The following is an 18,203-nucleotide window of genomic DNA, read 5'->3' on the forward strand; positions in this document are numbered from 1 at the left end:
TAGAGTTATTTAGATGGAATTATTAGCACCCATACTAAGTGCACTCCTGGGGAGCGCGGGCCTGTCCTCCCTTATCGCAAGTTGGGCAGGACGTGGACGCGAACAAAGAATGGTCGCCCGACTGGAAAATCTGCGCAAGATTCAAGCATCGATGGACCCCGCTTCATATATTTTCAAGGTAACAGGGCAGGCCATGGAGACGGAAAGTTTGCGCATCTCGATGCTCTCTCTGCAGAGAAGGAGCGTTTTGGCCAGGTCCGGACGTTCAGCCCTAATGGTCACTATTTCTGCCATGATGCTTCTGCTTATCGTTGTAAAGGTCCTGGAATTCTTCTGGGCTGATGACAAACCATATAGCGTGGTGGGACTAATAGGTGCTTCATTAATTGTGGTGTCGTATATCGTCGTCGTCGGCTTTGTGATGGCAGTCATTGAGCGTTACGAAGACGAGCGTGAGTTCTATAAGGTGCTCGCGAGTATCCCGGTCATTGTGGAGACGCCTGAAGTTCGCCGAGCCAAGCGATATCAAAGAATCCGTGCTCGTAGGCGGAAGAAACTGAATAAGTATCAAGATCGGAAGTGGGCTCGGGTGCGCGGCAAAGTACTTCAGCAAAAGCACATTCCTTCCGTGGGAGACCCGCGCCGGAAATAGTATTTCGGAATGGTAGTAAAGATTCGTTCCGAGGCGACTTGGCCCTGCCCGGAGTAGAAGGCTGTATCTAAACATGAGTAAGCTCATATTCTCCGCTGCAGTGGAATAAGTTGTTTGCGACGGTAGTTACGCAATGCAACTACAATTTCCAATTCAGGAGTTCAACCCCATGGATCTGTTTTCCCCACTAGAACTTGGCGACCTCAAGCTGTCCAACCGCCTGGTCATGGCGCCACTGACCCGTTCCCGTTCAGGCAAGGACGGCGTGCCCAACGCTGACGTTGTCGAGTACTACCGCCAGCGCGCATCCCTCGGCCTGATTGTCAGCGAAGGAACCTACCCGAGCTTTGCCGGCCAGGGCTTCGTCCGCCAGCCGGGTCTGGTCACCGAAGAGCAGGTTGCCGGCTGGAAGAAGGTCACCGACGCTGTGCACGCCGAAGGCGGCCTCATCGTCGCCCAGGTCATGCACGCAGGACGCGTCACCCACCCGGAGACCACCGGGGCTGAGTACGTGGAGGCGCCAAGCGCCATCGCAGTGGACGGCCAGTCCCGCACCTACACCGGAAAGCATGACTACCCGGTTCCCCATGTCCTGGGTTCCGAAGAACTTCCAAGAATCATTGAAGAGTTCGTGGCCGCTTCGCACAACGCCATCGCCGCAGGCTTTGACGGCGTGGAATTGCACGGCGCCAACGGCTACCTGCTGCATGAATTCTTGGCACCATCGGCCAACACCCGCACCGACAATTACGGTGGTTCCCCTGAAAACCGTGCGCGCTTTGTCATCGAGGTAGCCACTGCGGTGGCCAACGCCATCGGCGCCGGCAAGACCGCACTGCGCATTTCGCCGGAGCACAATGTCCAGGGCGCCGTGGAAAACGACCGCGCGGATGTCTTGGCTACCTACACCGCGCTGCTGGAAGGCATCGCCCCACTGGGTCTGGCCAACTTGAGCATTCTGCACCATGAACCAAGCGGTGAGCTGGTCCAGTCGCTGCGCAAGACCTTCGGTGGACCGGTGCTGCTGAACACCGGCTTCGCAGAAATCACCACCTACGAAGAAGCCGCGCGCGTGGCCGGCGAAGGCTGGGGAGACGCCGTAGTTGTTGGGCGTCCCGCGATTGCCAACCCGGATCTGGTGCGCCGCTGGAAGGAACAGCTGCCGCTGAACGAACCAGACTTCGCCACCTTCTACACCGAAGGCCCGAAGGGCTACATTGACTACCCGTTCTGGGAGAACTAATAGCGCCAGCTGAATAGCGATGCCAGCGGCCTCGTCCAATGTGCATTGGGCGGGGCCGCTGGCCTTTGCAGTATTTTGCGGTAGTCCTACGAGCCCATCGGGGCCTCGGCGGCAATGCGCATATGCTCGGAGATTTCTGCGCTGACCGCGGCGCTGTCGCCAGCTTCGATGGTGTCCACCAGCTTGAAATGCCGTGCGACATCCATATTGCGAATCCCGCGTTCGTAGCCGCCGAACATGATGGACATGCGGATAGAGCCCTCAAACTGTTCCCAGGCATGCAGCGAGGTGTCATTCTCGGACACCGGCAAAAGGTGCGGTGGAACTCGAGATCCGCTTCGATCCGCTTCTCGATTCCATAGCCACTAGGGGAATCGGCCACGGGTTCCTCCAAAGTGATAGTACGAAATTTCTTACTATCACTTTCTCAGAAAGTGATAGTAACGAATTTTGCTGCTATCACTTTTAATTCGGTAGCCCGTGAGGCGTGAAAAATCAGTCGGGGGCTCTAACATCGAACATGGCTCTAGCACAATCAAGCATCATGATCCGGCTAATAACCTGATCCAGCCGTTGCCTGAGTCCTTGGGCGGATCGGTCCGCCTCCAATACGGCCAATCAAGAAATTGGACTCGGTCCTGCTGCCTGCTGCCTGCTGGGAAAGCGGCAAGCTTCTTGCGGTTTCGAACTTATCCGAACCAGGGCTTCTCGGCGGCGGCGAGCGTCCCATCGTTCTTCGCCATGTTCAGCCACTGATTGACGTACTCCTGGAACTCGTCATCGCCCAGCGGCAGCAGGTAGGCCTTCTGCGAGAAATTGAACGGCTTATCTGGGTGCACCGCGCACAATTCGGGATGCTCATTGGCAACCCAGCGAGTTTCCGAGGCATCTGTGGTCATGACATCGGCACGACCCGCGATGATCTCGTCAAAGATCTTGTTGTTGTCTTCAAAACGGATGATCTCGCCCTTGGGGTAGTTCGCGTCAGCAAACTTCTCGTTGGTTCCGCCGATAGGGGTGATGGAGCGGACCCCCGGCTGGTTGATCTCCCTGACGGTGTCGTACTTCTCCACGTTTTCGCACAGGGTGATGGGAGTCTTCCCCTCGTCCAGGGTCGCTTCGCTGTAGTAGGCCTGTTGCGAGCGCTCAAGGGAAATCGAAACGCCGCCCACCGCGATGTCGCACTTGGAGGTGAAGTCCGGCATCAAATCCTTCCATGTGGTCTGGATGAACTCAGGCTCTACTTCAAGGGACTCCGCCAGGTTCTTGGCCATGTCGATATCGATGCCGGACCATTCGCCGGAGTCAGGATCCAGATAGGTAAATGGGCGGTAGTCGCCGGTGGTGCACACCTTGAGTTTTCCTGCCTCGCTGACACTGGACAGGCGCGATCCAGCGTTCTCGGCGGTTGCCCCGCCGCCATCTGTCGTTTCAGACGGAGCAGAACACCCCGAGACAAACAGGACTGAGCCAAGGGCAAATACGCAAGAGGTGCGGATGAATGACGGGATCTTCTTTGAACGGTCGGTCATAGCCATGAACCTATAAGTTCCCGCAGCCAGCGCACAAGAGCCGGAGCTTATTCTTACGCGCCCGGGTGGCCTCCAGCCGAAGAGACCGCCGCGGTGATGTCCAGGGCGGCGATGAGGTCCTTGCTGTGCTGGTGTTCAGCATTGGCCAGGAAATCATTGAGCGGACGGTGCTCCACCAGCTCACCTTCATAGAACACTGCGACGTCATCACTGACGTAGCGGATCACGTCCATGTCATGGGAAATGACGACAAGGCTCAACCCGATGGTGTCGCGCAATTCAAGCAGCAGATCAAGGATGTGGCGCTGGGCCACCGAGTCCAGCGCCGAGGTCGATTCATCGCAGATCAAGACCTGCGGATCGGTCAGCAGCGCCCGCGCGATGGCCAGGCGCTGAAGCTGCCCGCCCGAGCATTGGCCCGGACGGCGGTCCAGCAATTCCCCGGGCAGCCCGACCTGGGCCATGGCCCGCGCCATGCGTTCAGCAGCCTGATCTTCTGGCAGCCGGTGCACCGCGGCGCTCATGGAGGTGCGCACATCCAGCCGGGGATCAAAGGAGGAGTAGGGCTCCTGGGCAATGATCTGCACTCGGGTTGGCACATCGCCGTGGTTGCTGATGATCTGCCCGGAAGTCGGCTGCTCCAACCCGGCCAGGAGCCTGGCGAAGGTGCTCTTTCCGGAGCCGGAACGGCCCACGACGCCCAGCACCTGGCCGGCATGCAGGGACAAGCTGGTCGGCTCCAAGGCCGCCGGGCCCTTGGCCCGCCGCGTGTAGTTCTTGCTTGCCCCCACTGCCTGAAGCAGGCATTCGGAATTCTCCGGGCGTGGTGCGCGCACTGCCGGAAGGGTAGCTTCAACCAGTTCCCTCGTCTTGGCATGGCGGTCCCGGGAGAAGATCTGCGCGGTGGGGCACTGGTCCACAATCTGCCCATCGCTGACCACCACGACCCGGTCCGCAATGTGCTGGATGCTGGCGATGTCATGGGTAATGAACAAGACACCCACGCCGCGTTCTTGCTGCTTGCGGCGCAGCAGCTGCAGGACTTCGGCCTTGAGGATCGTGTCCAGGGAGGAAGTCGGCTCATCGGCCAGGATGAATTCCGGGTCGGCGGCCAGGGCGATGGCCAGCATGGCGCGCTGGGCCATGCCGCCGGAGAGCTGGTCCGGCCGCTTGCCGGCGATCGGTTTGGCAGGGGAGAGCCCCACCTCCTCCAGCAGCGAGAGCACCTGGCCCTCGTGCTGGCGGGCCTTGCCCCAGCCGTGGGCGCCCAGGGCCTCGAGCAGGTGGGACCGGATGGTCATCCGCGGATTCATCACCCGCTTGGGCTGCTGGAAGAGCATGCTGACCCGCCGGCCGCGGATCTGGTCCATGGCCTTGTCGTCCAGCTGGTCCAGCCGCAGGCCATCGAGCAGGATCTGCCCCTCGGCGCGCAGTTGTTCAGGCAGCAGGCCCATGATCGCCTTGGTCAGCAGGGTCTTGCCGGAGCCGGAGCGCCCGACCACCGCCACCAGTTCCCCTGATCGCAGCGCACCACGGGCCTTGGAGAGCAGCGGCTTCTGCCCGGAAACGACGGACAGGTCGATGAATTCAAGTTCTTCAGCCATGGGATTCCGCCTTGGTTTCGGTGTCCAGCACGTCCTCGCCGCCCAGCACGTGGGTGATGCGGTTGCCCAGCAAGGTCACGCAGAAGCTGACCAGGAAGATGGCGGCACCCGGAGCGATCAATCCCCAGGGGGAGCGGATCGCGTGCGGCTGGGCGTCGGAGAGCATGGATCCCCAATCGGACTGCGGCGGCTGGACGCCGATGCCCAGGTAGGACAGGGAACCGAGCAGCACCAGCAGCAGGCCGAAGCGCAACGCGGCCTGGGCCAGCACCGGGCCGGCCACGAAGGGCAGGACATGGTGGCGCAAGATGAACCAGCGCGAGGCCCCGACATGCTTGGAGGCCTCCACATGGTGGGTGGACAGTGCCTGGGCGGCCATGGAGCGCACCAGGCGGGCGGTGGGAGTCCATGCGACGATGCCGACCGAAAGCACCATGGTGAGGAATCCGGGGCCCATGACCGCAATGATCAGCAATGCGATGACAATTTCCGGCAAGGCCAGCAGCAAGTCGTTGACGCGCAAGAAGATCTCGTCCAGCCATCCGCCGCGCAAAGCGCTGATCAGGCCCAGCACCGTGCCTACCAGCAGGGAGAACAGCGTGGTGATCAAGGCGACAGACAGCGAGAACTGGCCGCCGTGCAGCACCCTGCTGAGGGTATCGCGGCCCAGCGCATCGGTGCCCAGCAGGTGCAGGGCGCTGGGTCCCTGCAGCCGGTCTGCCAGGGACTGGGCATCCGGGTCATAGGGGGAAATCCATGGGGCTGCGATGGTCACGATGACTATCGCCAGCAAGATGAACGCTGGAGCAGAGAGCAGGATCCTTGAAGTAGCGCTTCTAGCCATGACGGACTCCAATCCTCACGTTCGGATCACTGAGCTTGTGGACCAGGTCGATGATGCCGGTGACCAGCACGGCGCAGGTCACCACAACCACCACGCCGCCCTGGGCCACCGGGATATCGCCATTGATGATGGCATCGAAGATCAGCCGTCCCATGCCGGGGATGGCAAAGATGACCTCCACGATGACCGAGCCGCCCAGCAGCCCGGCAAACCAGACGCCCACCATGGTCCACAACGGCAGCAGCCCGTGCGGCACGACGTGGCGCATCAGCGCTTGGGTGCGGCCCAGGCCGCGGGCACGGGCCGCCAGCACATGCTCGGAACCCAGTGCCTGGCGCACGCCCGAGCGCACGGCGACGGTGAAAAAGCTGATGGGGCGCAAGGACAGGATGAACACCGGGAGCACCAGGGAGGCCGGGGAATCATAGCCGGCAGAGGGCAGCAGGGAGAGGCGCACAGCGAAGAGCAGCACCAGCAGCGGGGCCAGGGCGTATTCGGGAATGGCGATGAATGCGTGGGTCATCGAGGTGATCAGCCTGTCCGGCCACTGGCCGGCGCGGGTGGCCGAAACGACACCCAGCACGATGGAAACGAGGATGGCCACCAGCAGGGTGCCGCCGGCCAGGGACAGGGTCACGCCAATGGCGGGCAGCACCTGGTCTGCCACCGGGGTGCCGCTGATATGGGACAGGCCCATGTCGCCGGTGAAGAACCGTCCCAGCCACCGTCCGAACTGCACCAGCATCGGGTCGTGCAGGCCGAATTGCTCGGCGTAGGCCTGCACGGTGGCCTCATCTGCCTCGCCGATGTCCATCCGCGCGCGCAGCAGGGCGCGGACCGGATCCCCGGGGGAGACAAAGGGGACGAGGAATACCGCGAAGGAGGAAAGCAGAACGGCTGCGCCGAGTCCAGCGACTCGGCGCAGCACGGTGGCTAGAGGGGACACGTTACTTGGTCTTCGCCAGATCCTTGGTCAGCACGTAGCGGGTCAGCGGATCCTGGACATAGCCCTGGATCTGCGAGCCCACGCCGTCGATGGCCTGCTCGTTGACCAGCCAGACGTTCACCGCATCCTTGGCGAGGATGTCGCCGGCCCGTCGGTAGAGATCGTGGCGCTTGGCTTCGTCCTTTTCCACCAGGGCCTGGCTGATCAGCTGGTCATAGTCCTTGTTGCAGTAGCCGCTCAGGTTGTAGCCGCCCTCGCAGCTGTAGTCGGCCTGCAGGAAGCCGATGGGATCTGCGATATCGATCATGCGGTTGCGCTGGCTGAGGATCATGTCGTACTTGCCGGCCAGCACATCGGGCTCCACCGCGCCATAGGACTTGGTGACCACATTGGCCTTCAGGCCGATCTGCTTGAACTGCTCCTGGATGATGGCGCCCACGCCGGCGAATTCGGCACGCTCGGTGATCGCGATGATCTCCAGCGGCTTGTCCTGCTTGTAGCCGGAGGCCTCCACCAGCTTCTTGGCTTCTTCGATGTTCACCTGCGGCACGGCGAGATCCGGGTTGGCCCAGGGCTCGCTGGGGGCGAAGGGCCCGGTGGCCGGCTGCGCGGCGCCTTCATAGACGCTGGCGGCCATGGCCGGAAGATCCAGGGCCAGGGTGGCGGCCTTGCGCAAATCCACGTTGTCGAAAGGCGCGCGCGAATTGTTCAGGTACAGCGTGGAGGTGCGCGGGGAGTCGGCCTTGAGCACGCTGATCTTGTCATCGGCTTCAAGGGTTGCCAGGCTGGTGGCCGGGATGGACATGGAGATGTCCGCCTCGCCGGTCTGCACCTGGGTGGAACGGGTGGCGCCGTCGGTGATGTAGCGGATTTCGCCGCCGGCCAGCTTCACCTCGCCGTCCCAGTAGTTCTCATTGCGGTCCAGGGTCAGCGACTGCCCGGCTTTTTCCGAGACCGGGGCGAAAGGCCCGGTGCAATGGTTCATCGGATCGATGCCCGTCTCCGTGTACGCGGCAGGCGAGAGCACCCCGGCGTTCACGCTGGCCATGCGGTAGGGCAGCAGCGGATCCGCGGCGGGGGTGGTCACGCGCACGGTATCCGTGTCAAGGGCCTGGACCTTCTTGATGGTCTTGGGGTTCACCGCACGCGCTGGCGCGGTGGCTTCAAGGACGTGGTTCAGCGAGCCGGCCACGGCCTTGGCATCAAAGGCGGTGCCATCCTGGAACTTGACGTCCTTGCGCAGCTCGAATTCCCACACGGTGTCCGAGGTCTGCTTCCAGGAAGTGGCGAGCATCGGCTCGACCTTCTTCTCGGTCTGGTCGTACTTCGTCAAGGTTTCCAGGCAGCCGGCGATGGATAGCACGTAGGCGTCATCGCTTTCCAAGGCCCAATTGGAGATCGGGGCACGGAAGTTCGCTACGACAACCCGGGCCTCTGGATCCGCCGCCGCTTGGGGGGCAGTGCTGGTGCTGGCGCTGCAGGCGGTCAGCGCGAGGGCAATGGCCGCGAATCCTGCGGTTGCGCTCAATCGTCCAAGGTTCATGGAAATCCTTCGGCAATACGTGATGAATTGGCATCTAATGCAATAGCGCCTTGGTAAGCGTACCCTAATCGACTTGGAATCCATGACGCCGTGAACCGGCCTGGAACGACCGGATTTTCCGCGCGACTTCCCGATGCTCCGGCAGGTCGGGCTGAGTAGCGGATAGTTGGTGCCTCCCATGGAAGTTCTGCTGGTTTCTTGCGTTTTGTGTCCTAGCTCATGCCCCGGTGCCACGGTGCAGGCGCAGCTTGACCACCCGGGCACCGAGCCATGAGGCCAGCAGCAGCGGGATGATCAGCACCAGCCACGGAGCGAAGGAGGGGGCGCCCGAGTCCCGGGTCTGCACCAGCAGCCAGCCGAAGAGCAGATTGCCCAGCAGCACCGCCAGGCCGCCGCAGCTGGAGAGCAAGCCGAAGTAGGAACCGGTGGGATGCTGCCCGGCAAATTTCGGCACCAGGCCCAGCGCCGTGGGGTGCACGCTCAGGTGGCCCAGGGTCATCAGGGTCACTGCACAGAGGATCCGCACCGGAAAGCTGCCATCGCCGAAGGCTGCGGGCGGCATGAAGGCGAGCACCGCAAATCCCGAGGCGCTGAGGATATAGCCCAGGCGCAGCGTGGATGCCGCGCCGATGCGCGCGGCGAGCCAAGACACGGGAAGCTGCAGGCACAGGGTCACGATGGAGATCCAGGCGAAAATGGGCCCCAGCCACTGCGTGGCCAGGTCCTGGCGCTCAAGCTCCAGGGGGATGGCCAGATACAGCTGGTTGTAGGCCAGCAGGTCCGCGGCATGCAGCACGCAGAATGCCAGGAATTGCCGATCTCCCAGGCACTGGCGCAGGCTGCCCCGGGGTTTGCCTTCAGCGGCCTGGGCGCTGTCCTGGCCGCCACCCTGGGCCGGCCGGCGCAGGGTGGCGGCCAGGAACAGGCCGATGGCTGCAAAGAACGCGGCGCCGAAGCCAGCCACGGTGGGAAACCCCCAGCCCCACAAGGCCGAGCCCACCAGGGGCCCGGTCACGGCCCCGATTTCACCGGTGATGCTCAGCCAGGCAAAGAGCGTGGCCCGGCGCACCTGCCGCGCCTCTTTGCGGTCCCTCGCGCTTTGCGCCGCCGCCACCAGGATGTTCAGTCCCGGGGAGAACAGCGCTCCGCCGAATCCGGTGAGCAGCGTGCCAAGGATGAACAGCCAGAGCACCGGGGTGCTGCCCCACAGCGAGGCGGCCAGGGTGAGGAAACCGGCCGCCCGCACGGCGCAGCCGATCAGGATCATGGCGCGGGCGCCGAAGCGGTCGGCCAGCGCGCCGCCGGCCAGGAACAGGCCCTGCTGGGCAAAGGTCCGGATGCCCAGGATCAGGCCCACCGCCGTGGAGGCCAGCAGGAAATCCTGGACGAGGACCACCGCGAGGAAGGGCACGACGGCGTAGAAGCCGATATTGAACAGCGTCTGGGTCCCCAGCAGCACCGCGATGCTGGAGCGTGATGGCGTGGCGGGCGCGGGAAGGGGCATGACTGCCAGTTTAGCCAACTGGAGGGCGCTGCTCAGCCGCCCTTCGCCTCCCCGGGCGGCCCGAGGAATCGGACGGCTACTCCAAGCACCTGTTCGGTGGACTTCAGCTCGCATTCCCACACTGTCAGGGTTTCCCAGCCCAACTCGGCCAGCTCGCGGCGGGTGCGCGCATCGCGTGCCAGATTCTGATCCAGCTTGGGATTCCAGTACCCGGTATTGGAGGATGGCCGTCGTCGTCCCACCGGGCAATCATGCCCGTGCCAGAAGCAGCCGTCCACAAACACGGCCTTGCGCCTTGCGCTGAAGACCAGATCCGGCGATCCGGGCAGCTTTCCTGAGCGCAGGCGGATCTGCGGATGCTCCCGGCGCAGCGTTTCGCGAAGTCCTGCGGGCAGCGCGCCATGCAGTCGGTAGCGGTAGCCGGCCGCATGCAGCAGGCGCCGCAACAGCAGCTCCGGTGCGGTGTCCTTGCTCCGGATCCGCGACATGAGCGCCGAACGCTGCTGTGCCGAGATGATGTCCATGCTCCATGGTGCCGCTGTTGCGCCAAGGGATTCAAGCCGGCAGCCGGGGCCGCCGAGCTGCTATCGGGCCGCGCCGACCGCCAGGACCCCACCGTCGGCGGGGCGGTGCTCGGTGGATACCACGCACAGGATGATGCCGGCGGCCACGGCGGCGACGGGCAACACCGATGGCAGGAAGGTGCCGGCCAGGATGATCGCGACCCCGGCCAGGAATACCGCGTTGCGGGCCGGCGAAAGGTCGCGGCGGAGGATGAGCAGCCAGATGCCCAGGGCGAAGAGGGAGACCGGCACGGAGAGGGTGCCGGCGGTGGCGATGGCCGGCAGCTCGGAATGCCCGCCAGCCTGGTCGATGGCCACTTCGACGCCCGCGGAGAAGGCGCCGGCGGCCGCGAAGATCACGTAATGCGAATATCCGTAGGCCAGCGAGGAGCGCAGCGAGGTGATCATGTGGTGGTGCCCGCGGGAGAAGTAGATCCACCACATGCCCGCGGCGGTGATCAGCGCGCAGGCCGCGATGGTCATCAGTGCGCCGAGGTTCTCGATGGTGTGCAGGCTTTCCACCACGGCATTGGCCGAGGCCAGGATCGATTCGCCCAGCAGGATCAGGGTGAACAGGCCGTAGCGCTCGGTGATGTGGTGCGGATTCGACGGGGTGCGGCGGCGGGACTCGGCCCAGATGGGCACCGAGATCTCCGCGGCCACCAGCACGAAGAAGCCGATGAAGGCCGCGGTTTCCGGAAGCAGGAGCCTGGCGAACCAGGCCAGCTGCACCACCGTGATGCCCACCGCATAGCGCAGGGCGGTGGCGCGCAACTGGGGGTTGCCCAGCGCCACGCGGATCCACTGGGTCACCAGCGCCAGGCGCATGATCGCGTAGCCGATGGTGATCGCGGTGAAGTCGTGCTCTTCCATGGCCGCTGCCGCCCCGGAGGCCAGCACCAGGACCCCGGCCATCTGGATGAAGGCGAGGATCCGGTAGAACCAGTCGTCGGTGTCGAAGGAGGTGCCGAACCAGCTGAAGTTCATCCAGCACCACCAGATGGCGAAGAAGACCATCAGGTAGCCGAGGACTCCGGCACCCAGGTGGTTTTCCGCCGCCATGTGGTGCAGCTGCACCGAGGCGAAGGACACGGCCACCACGAAGACCAGGTCGAAGAACAGCTCCAGCGGGCTGGCGGCGCGGTGGGCTTCCTTCGGGTCGCGGGGCAGCATGGGCGGCAGCAGGCGCAGGGATCTTTGGTTCACGATTGTCGTCTTTCCAAATCGGGCGGCGGGTGATGTTTGGCGGTGCATGGCCAGGTATCGGGGAACAATGGGAACTCGCCCTGGGCCAGCTAGCCTTCCCGGATAGCCATCCTGGACAGCTTGCTTCCCTGGATCTCGAAAATGAAGTTCGAGCGGCCATTGGCGTAGTTCGACTTCCAGTCCCCAATCACGGTGACCTGTCCATCTTGCTCACTGGCGCTCTCGATGTCCAGCCTGCCGCGGGCTCCGATGAATTCCTTGTCGCTCCAGGCTTTGATTTCTTCGCGACCGGTGAAAATCCGTCCCCAGTCGTCCACGGATCCTTCCGGGGTGAATGCGTCGAGGAATCCTTGTTCATTATGAGCGTTGACAGCTTTCCAGAACGATGCCACTGGCTCAGGGACCATAGGTGTTGCCATGATTCTGCTCTCCTTGTTTTCAGCGGGTGGTGTAGCCGCCGTTGGCGAAAATCGTCTGGCCGGTGATCCACCAGCCGTCCGTGGCGAGGAATGACACGATCGGAGCAATGTCCTCGATCTGGGTTAATTGCCCGCCCATCGCCTGCGACTTGTGGAACTCCACGCGCTCATGGGTTTCCTGGCCGTAGAAGAACGGGGTGTCCATCGGGCCAGGTGCAATTGCGGTCACCGAGATGCCACGTGGCGCGAATTCCTTGGCCGCGGCCCGGGTGAAGTGCTCCACCGGGCTCTTGCCTCCGGCATAGGTGGAATAGCCATCGGTGAATGCCGCCAGCAAGGAGGTCACGATGGTGATGATCTTGCCGCCATCGGCAAGGTGCAGCCCTGCGGACTTGATAAAGAAGTAGGCGGCTTTGCTGTTCACGTCGAACATCGAGTCGTACTCTTCTTCCGAAGTCTCCACGATGGGTTTGCGCAGCACCTTGCCGACCGTGTTGACGGCAACGTCGATGGTTCCCAGTGCCTCTTCGGCGTCAGCGAACAGGCGCTCGATGGCTGCCGGGCTGGTGAGGTCTCCGGAGAGGATGACACCTTGGGAGCCTGCCGCCTGGATCGCGGCCAGGGTTTCTTCGGCCTGGGCGCGGGTGGATTCCGAGTTGTAGTGGATGGCGACATTTGCCCCGGCTTCGGCAGCTTGCCTGCTGATCAGCCCACCGAGATTCTTGGCCCCTGCCGCCACGAGTACATTCTTGCCTTTGAGGGTGTGGTTGCCCAAGGTATTCTCCTCCTCGCTATGGCACCAATACACGACTGTGTATCAGTGATATGGGTTACTATAACAGTATGACAGCGGATGGTCGAGGGGATACGCGGGCCCGCATTTTGGATGCCGCGGCGCAGATGATTGCGGACGGGCCGGGGGAAGAGATCTCGTTGCGTGCAGTCTGCGCGGCGGTTGGCGTGAAGATGCCCACCCTGTACCACTTCTTCGGCAATAAGCAGGGCTTGCTTGAAGCGGTCATGGACCGCGGATTCGATCTCTATCTTGCGGAAAAAGAAGCCCATGAAAGCAGCGGGGATCCGATTCAGGACCTTCGGGACGGGTGGGACGCCCACGTGGCGTTTGGCATCGCGAATCCCGGTTTCTACACCTTGATGTACGGCAAGGTGGTTCCGGGATATTCGCCGGCCGCCCAATCGCGCCCCAGCCAGATTCTGCGGGGCATCACTGAAAAGGCCGCGGCCCAAGGCCGCCTGGTAGTGCCAGCCGAGCAAGCGGCCGCGCATATTCTCGTGACGAATATCGGGGTGACCTTGCGGATGATCGTCTTGGCTCAGGAGGACTGGGAATTATCGCGGGCAGTGCGGGAAGGCGCCATCGCGGCCATTACGGGCACAGCATCCTCCAACGCGCCGCGCTCGGTGATGCACCAGGCCCTGGAGTATGCCAATGCCCACCCCGAGGCGCTTGGGCAGGAAGAAACAGCCATGCTCTCGGCATGGCTGCGCCGGCTCTCCGAATCCTGATCGGCCCGCTGCTGGACCTCTGCGCCCTGCCCCGAAGCACTCAGGCCCGCAGGACCTCGATGGCGTCTCGGGGACGGATCATGGGCGGACCAGGAGAGGTCCGCCCACTGGCGTTATCGCCAAACCCCGTGAGGCTTAGCTGGCTCCGTCAATCCCTTCCAGCGCCATCTGCGACGGCTGGCTCTTGAATCCCCTGGTGGTGAATCCCAGGATGACTGCCCCGATAACCAGCCAGATGGAGCCGATGGCCACGGCATGGGCATCAAGCTGGGTCAGGAGGAATGCGATGACCAGCACGCCGATGGCGGGGCAGAGGACATAGAGCAGCGCATTGAGCTTCTTGCCCCCACGGCGTTGGCGTACCCAGTACACGATGACCGACACGTTGACCATGATGAACGCGATGAAGGCCCCGAAGTTGATGAATGATGTCGAGGTGGCCACATCCATGAACATCGCGATCAGGCCTACGGCGGCAATGGCGAGGATGGAGAAGACCGGCGTGCTCCAGCGTTGGTTCAGTTTTCCGAAGAAGCTGCGGGGCAGCACTCCGTCGCGTCCCATGGCAAAGAGCAGGCGGCTGCCGGCAGCCTGGGCCGCGATGCCCGAGGTGAATTGGGCAATAACCAGAGCGGCAAGGAAAATCGCGCCGAAGAGGCTGCCGCCAATGTGCTGTGCGATCTCGAAACCCGCTGCGTCGGAGTTTTCAAAGACTCCGCCCGGGTGCACCAGCTGAACGGTGTAGGCCACGACCACGAAGATGCCGCCGCCAATCAGTGCGATCAGCATGATGGCCTTGGGCACCGTGCGGCGGGGTTCCACCGTTTCTTCGGTCAGGGTGGTGACCGCATCAAAACCGAGGAAGGAGTAGGCGGCGATCGCAGCACCGGCCGCGATCCCTGCAGGGTTCGCTCCGATCCCGGTGAACGGAGAAGCGCTCACCAAAGCTCCGGCTCCAAGCCCGCTGGAAACACTGGCTATGGAGAGGGCCACGAAAAAGACGATGACCAGGATCTGAAAGGACATCAACACCAGGTTCACCCGGTCTGCCACCTTGATGCCGATGATATTCAAAATGGTCGTCAGCACAATGAAACCCAGGATCCACACCGGCATCGGCACGGCCGGGAACTGCGCCTGCAGGTAGGAGCCGCCAATCAGCCAGATCACCATGGGCAGGAACAAATAGTCGAGCATGGTGGCCCAGCCGACCAGGAAGCCCACCCGGCCATCGATGGTCTTGCGCACGTAGGTGTACGCGGAACCTGCCACCGGATAGGCCGCGGCCATCCGGCCGTAGCTGTTGGCGGTGAAGAGCATCGCCAGCAGGGCAATCAGGTAGGCACTGGCGCTGGCGCCGCCGGTTTCAGAAGCGATGACGCCAAAGATGCCCAAAACGATCAGTGGAGTGAGGTAGGCCAGCCCGAAGATCACCAGGGACGGCAATTTCAGGGTGCGGGAGAGCGTAGCGGTGGAAGGCATGGAAAACTCCGTCGTTTTCTAAGAGCGGGAATCGGGTTGCTGCGGCGACCAGCGCGCTGGGGCCAGCGAGCCGCGGTACAGGGGAAGATCAACTGGAGCGTCGCCCGGACGCAATTGCGACCAGACGCAGTTGGTGCCGGCGGTGCCGTGGGTGCGGACTCGCTGCACCACATCCGGGTCGACCCGGATGACCAGTGTGTCTTCGCCCAGGCCGGCTTCGCCCAGCACCATGCCCTCGGGGTCCACGGCAATGCTCCGGCCGCGCCCGACTGGCGCGGCGCAGTTCACGCTGAGCATGTAGACCTGGTTCACGATGGCATTGGCCCGCGCCAGCACCAGCTCCTGCTCGCGATCCTCGCTGGTGGTCTTCACGACGTTCAGGATGGCATTGGCCCCCATCCATGCGAGGTGGCGCGAGTGCTCAGGGAACCATGCGTCGTAGCAAATCGAGAGTCCGACAGCGCCGGCCTCGGCCGCGTTGGCCACAACGAATTCTGTTCCCGGCTGATGCGGTTCGAAGGGCCGCCAGGGGAACATCTTGCGGTAGCGGGCAACGAGCGTGCCATCGGGGGCAAAGAGCAGCTGGGTATTGCGGAATCCACCATCAGCGTCGCGCTCGCCGATGCTGCCCGGGCAGAGCCAGATCTGGTGCTCCGCGGCGATGGTGCCAAGGGCGGCGACAAAGTCGCCGTCCAGGGGAGCGGCTGCGTTCTCCAGAGCCGCGCTGCGTTCTTCGGCAGGAAGATGCTCTGTGCCGTGCAGATGCATTTCAGGGTAGATCAGCATGTCCAAGGATTCATGGGACTGCAGGGTCTTGGCGACATCTGCGTCAAAGCGCTGCAGCGGATTTTCAATGGGCAGCGGGAGGCGCTGGGCTAAGCCGGCGGTGAATATGTGGGGCAACGTGGACTACCTTCGAGGAATGTATAACTGTTCAATATGATCAGTTATACAAATGTATGTGACGCAGTCGATAGACTCAATACATGGCGGCGAAAAATATTCAGGGAACCAGCCGTGCCGACGAGCGCGATATCGAACGGCTGCTTCACTCTGCACCCGGGGCTTCGGCGGTCACCCGCTTGTCAGCAGTGGAAACTGTGCGGGCACGCATCCTGCTGTCAGTGGAGCATGGGCTGCTGGTGCCGGGTGGAAAACTTCCTGGCACTGAATTGATTGCCGCCGGGCTCGAAGTCAGCGTCATCACCGCGCGGCGCGGCTTGGAAAGCCTGGTCGAGGATGGCGTGCTGGAGCGGCGCCGGGGACGCGGGGGAGGGACCTTCGTTGCGCAGCATCCCCCCAAACTCCAAGATGACGCCGTACGGGCTTATCTCGACGGCGTGCCTGCGGTGCTGCGGCTTATCGACCAGCGCAGCCTCATGGAAAGCGCCATCGCCGCGCAAGCCGCTCTCAACGCCAGCGAGGCCCAATGCCTGGAGCTGGAAGATCTGATTGGCCAGTCCGCCAGTGCCATGAATTGGCATGAGCACCATATCCCGGACACCAGGTTCCATCGGCGGGTGGCGGAGATCAGCGCACTGCCCGAAGTTCCTGCCTATCTGTTCTGCTATGAATCACTGCTCAAGTATTTTGTTCCCTATCCGCAAGAGCAGCTTGAAGAGGGGCGGACGCATCATCAACGGCTGGTTGATGCATTCCGCGCAAGAGACCCGTTGGCGGCTATTGATGTTACGCGTGAACATGTGGATGCGCTTCGGCGGGAGATGTTCTTCGGCTTGCCCGGTGGCAATGCGACGGAACCCGGCACCGCCCCTTAGCAAGGGAATCTGCCCGCAGTGGCGGGCGGCGAGATGGAACGCGTTAGAACTGAATGGCTGCACTATTGGGATAGGATCGCATTATGATCCGGGCTGTCTTTTTCCTTGGTATGGGCTTAATTCTTGGTGGTGTTGCCGCTAGCTTCGTCGGTCCTCCGGGAGCTGGGGCGTGGGCCATCGGCACCGGCATTCCGGTGGCGTCCATGGCGCTGGTCTTCTGGCTTGTTGCCCGCAGCCTGCGCGGAACGCAGCCGGAGCATCCGCTGGTTGCCGCAGCCGCGGTGAAAGCCGGGCGCGTGGGCATGGCCCGCGTTGACAGCATCCGCGAGACCGGAACCCGAATTAACGACCAGCCTTTGTGCGAGCTGGAAATCACCGTGCAGCCGCGAGTCGGGCAGCCCTACCGGACGAGGCTGCGCCGGATCCTGGGCTTCGAGAAACGCGCCCGGCTGGCACCGGGCTCCGTGCATCCAGTGGCCATCCTGATCGAAGGCGAACCGGATGTGGGTTTCCTCAAGCCGGAAGAAGTCAGCGACCCCAGCCTGCTCGGGCTTCCAGTGCCTTCGAGCGCCGCGGCTGGTGAACTGCGCATTCCCAAATCAGGCAAGCTGCGTTCCAACGGCAAGCGCAGCAAGCCGCTGATTGGGTCAAGCAGGCGCTGGTTCCCGCTGCGCGCCGTGCTCTACGTGATCATGCTCTGCGCCGGCGCGGCTCTCGTATTGCTGCCACTGCGCTCCGCGGTGGAGTTGAGCCTTGCCTCCCAGAAAGCCACCGGTTCATGGATCGCCGACATGCGCACCGAGCCCGGCATCAGCGCGGCTCTGGATGCGTTGGAGCAGAAGGTGGGCCACGACCGTGTCAGCCAGGTGAACCTGTATAAGGATTTTGTGCTCATTGATGCACCGGTGGGACCGGGCACCCTGAACACCGACACCTGGTACTACCGGGGCGGCGAGCTCAGCAATGACGGCCCCGCCTCAACCCAGCCCGAATCGGAAGCGGAATTCTTCCGTACTTCCGAGGTGAACTGGAAAGATCTCTGGCCTGCAGTGCAATCGAAAAGCCAGGGATTCGGCCAGGAGATCACCGATGACATCGGGATTTTCGCGGAACGTAGCAAGGACTACGACAACGAGAGCGTGAGCTTCATGCAGAATAACGGCCCGGTAGTCCTTCGTTTTAATATCAACGAGCCGTATTCCTCCACCTCGTACACCATGGACTCGCACGGCAAGAACATCACCGAGGATTAGTCCCTGGCGCCCCAGTGCGCATCAGCTGCTTGGCGAACTCCGGCAGCGGCCGAAAAGTTCCACCGCCTGAAGGCGGTGGAACTTTTCGATGATGCCATCAAGCATTG

18 protein-coding genes are annotated in these 18,203 nt (G+C 62.8%); 5 read left to right on the forward strand and 13 right to left on the reverse strand.

Annotated elements, in window-relative coordinates; all coding sequences use genetic code 11:
* Nucleotides 1-13: 13 nt before the first annotated feature.
* Both ACT7DV_RS07860 and ACT7DV_RS07865 read left to right on the forward strand, forming a co-directional pair.
* On the forward strand, nt 14-652 hold the full coding sequence (locus tag ACT7DV_RS07860; RefSeq protein WP_444661675.1) for a hypothetical protein: 639 nt from the start codon (nt 14-16) through the stop codon (nt 650-652).
* A 169-nt stretch (nt 653-821) separates the two neighbouring features.
* On the forward strand, nt 822-1,895 hold the full coding sequence (locus ACT7DV_RS07865; protein WP_444661676.1) for an alkene reductase: 1,074 nt from the start codon (nt 822-824) through the stop codon (nt 1,893-1,895).
* 86 nt (nt 1,896-1,981) lie between these two features.
* Here ACT7DV_RS07865 and ACT7DV_RS07870 read toward each other — a convergent pair whose 3' ends face one another.
* The 11 genes from ACT7DV_RS07870 to ACT7DV_RS07920 form a co-directional block, all read right to left on the reverse strand.
* On the reverse strand, nt 1,982-2,200 hold the full coding sequence (locus ACT7DV_RS07870) for a hypothetical protein (protein ID WP_444661677.1): 219 nt from the start codon (nt 2,198-2,200) through the stop codon (nt 1,982-1,984).
* 384 nt (nt 2,201-2,584) lie between these two features.
* A complete protein-coding gene (locus ACT7DV_RS07875; RefSeq protein WP_444661678.1) occupies nt 2,585-3,427 on the reverse strand; it encodes a transporter substrate-binding domain-containing protein in 843 nt (280 codons plus the stop codon).
* Between the two features lie 53 nt (nt 3,428-3,480).
* Nucleotides 3,481-5,031 (reverse strand): ABC transporter ATP-binding protein, encoded by a 1,551-nt coding sequence (locus tag ACT7DV_RS07880; protein ID WP_444661679.1) that lies wholly within the window; start codon nt 5,029-5,031, stop codon nt 3,481-3,483.
* The gene (locus ACT7DV_RS07885; RefSeq protein ID WP_444661680.1) at nt 5,024-5,875 is read right to left on the reverse strand and encodes an ABC transporter permease; all 852 of its coding nucleotides are present in this window, start codon (nt 5,873-5,875) and stop codon (nt 5,024-5,026) included. The genes ACT7DV_RS07880 and ACT7DV_RS07885 overlap by 8 nt, the downstream gene beginning before the upstream one ends.
* Nucleotides 5,868-6,821, reverse strand: coding sequence for an ABC transporter permease (locus ACT7DV_RS07890; protein ID WP_171919094.1), 954 nt, complete (start codon nt 6,819-6,821; stop codon nt 5,868-5,870). Before ACT7DV_RS07890 ends, ACT7DV_RS07885 begins: the two co-directional genes overlap by 8 nt.
* Before the next feature lies 1 nt (nt 6,822).
* Nucleotides 6,823-8,364, reverse strand: a complete 1,542-nt coding sequence (locus ACT7DV_RS07895; protein WP_444661681.1) for an ABC transporter substrate-binding protein — start codon at nt 8,362-8,364, stop codon at nt 6,823-6,825.
* 217 nt (nt 8,365-8,581) lie between these two features.
* Nucleotides 8,582-9,868, reverse strand: a complete 1,287-nt coding sequence (locus tag ACT7DV_RS07900; RefSeq protein WP_444661682.1) for an MFS transporter — start codon at nt 9,866-9,868, stop codon at nt 8,582-8,584.
* A 32-nt stretch (nt 9,869-9,900) separates the two neighbouring features.
* Nucleotides 9,901-10,392: a very short patch repair endonuclease gene (locus ACT7DV_RS07905; RefSeq protein ID WP_171919091.1), complete on the reverse strand. Its 492-nt coding sequence runs from the start codon at nt 10,390-10,392 to the stop codon at nt 9,901-9,903.
* Nucleotides 10,393-10,452: 60 nt separating this feature from the next.
* Nucleotides 10,453-11,637 (reverse strand): low temperature requirement protein A, encoded by a 1,185-nt coding sequence (locus tag ACT7DV_RS07910; RefSeq protein WP_444661683.1) that lies wholly within the window; start codon nt 11,635-11,637, stop codon nt 10,453-10,455.
* A gap of 89 nt (nt 11,638-11,726) precedes the next feature.
* A complete protein-coding gene (locus tag ACT7DV_RS07915) occupies nt 11,727-12,056 on the reverse strand; it encodes a nuclear transport factor 2 family protein (RefSeq protein ID WP_444661684.1) in 330 nt (109 codons plus the stop codon).
* A 19-nt stretch (nt 12,057-12,075) separates the two neighbouring features.
* Entirely contained in the window at nt 12,076-12,831 is a 756-nt protein-coding gene (locus ACT7DV_RS07920; RefSeq protein ID WP_444661685.1) for an SDR family oxidoreductase, read from the reverse strand.
* A gap of 68 nt (nt 12,832-12,899) precedes the next feature.
* Here ACT7DV_RS07920 and ACT7DV_RS07925 point away from each other — a divergent pair, with 68 nt between their 5' ends.
* Complete coding sequence (locus ACT7DV_RS07925) at nt 12,900-13,583, forward strand: TetR/AcrR family transcriptional regulator (protein ID WP_444661686.1); 684 nt, start codon at nt 12,900-12,902, stop codon at nt 13,581-13,583.
* 135 nt (nt 13,584-13,718) lie between these two features.
* Here the strand turns inward: ACT7DV_RS07925 and ACT7DV_RS07930 are convergent, their stop codons facing one another.
* Nucleotides 13,719-15,065: an APC family permease gene (locus ACT7DV_RS07930; RefSeq protein ID WP_444661687.1), complete on the reverse strand. Its 1,347-nt coding sequence runs from the start codon at nt 15,063-15,065 to the stop codon at nt 13,719-13,721.
* An 18-nt stretch (nt 15,066-15,083) separates the two neighbouring features.
* Nucleotides 15,084-15,968, reverse strand: a complete 885-nt coding sequence (locus ACT7DV_RS07935) for a carbon-nitrogen hydrolase family protein (RefSeq protein WP_444661688.1) — start codon at nt 15,966-15,968, stop codon at nt 15,084-15,086.
* Between the two features lie 83 nt (nt 15,969-16,051).
* Between ACT7DV_RS07935 and ACT7DV_RS07940 the strand changes: the two genes are divergently transcribed.
* Nucleotides 16,052-16,843 (forward strand): FadR/GntR family transcriptional regulator, encoded by a 792-nt coding sequence (locus tag ACT7DV_RS07940; protein ID WP_444661689.1) that lies wholly within the window; start codon nt 16,052-16,054, stop codon nt 16,841-16,843.
* Nucleotides 16,844-16,926: 83 nt separating this feature from the next.
* On the forward strand, nt 16,927-18,096 hold the full coding sequence (locus ACT7DV_RS07945) for a hypothetical protein (protein ID WP_444661690.1): 1,170 nt from the start codon (nt 16,927-16,929) through the stop codon (nt 18,094-18,096).
* The last annotated feature ends 107 nt before the right edge of the window (nt 18,097-18,203 follow it).

The sequence above is a fragment of the Glutamicibacter sp. TV12E genome, assembly GCF_052441935.1.
Taxonomy (GTDB): Bacteria; Actinomycetota; Actinomycetes; order Actinomycetales; family Micrococcaceae; genus Glutamicibacter.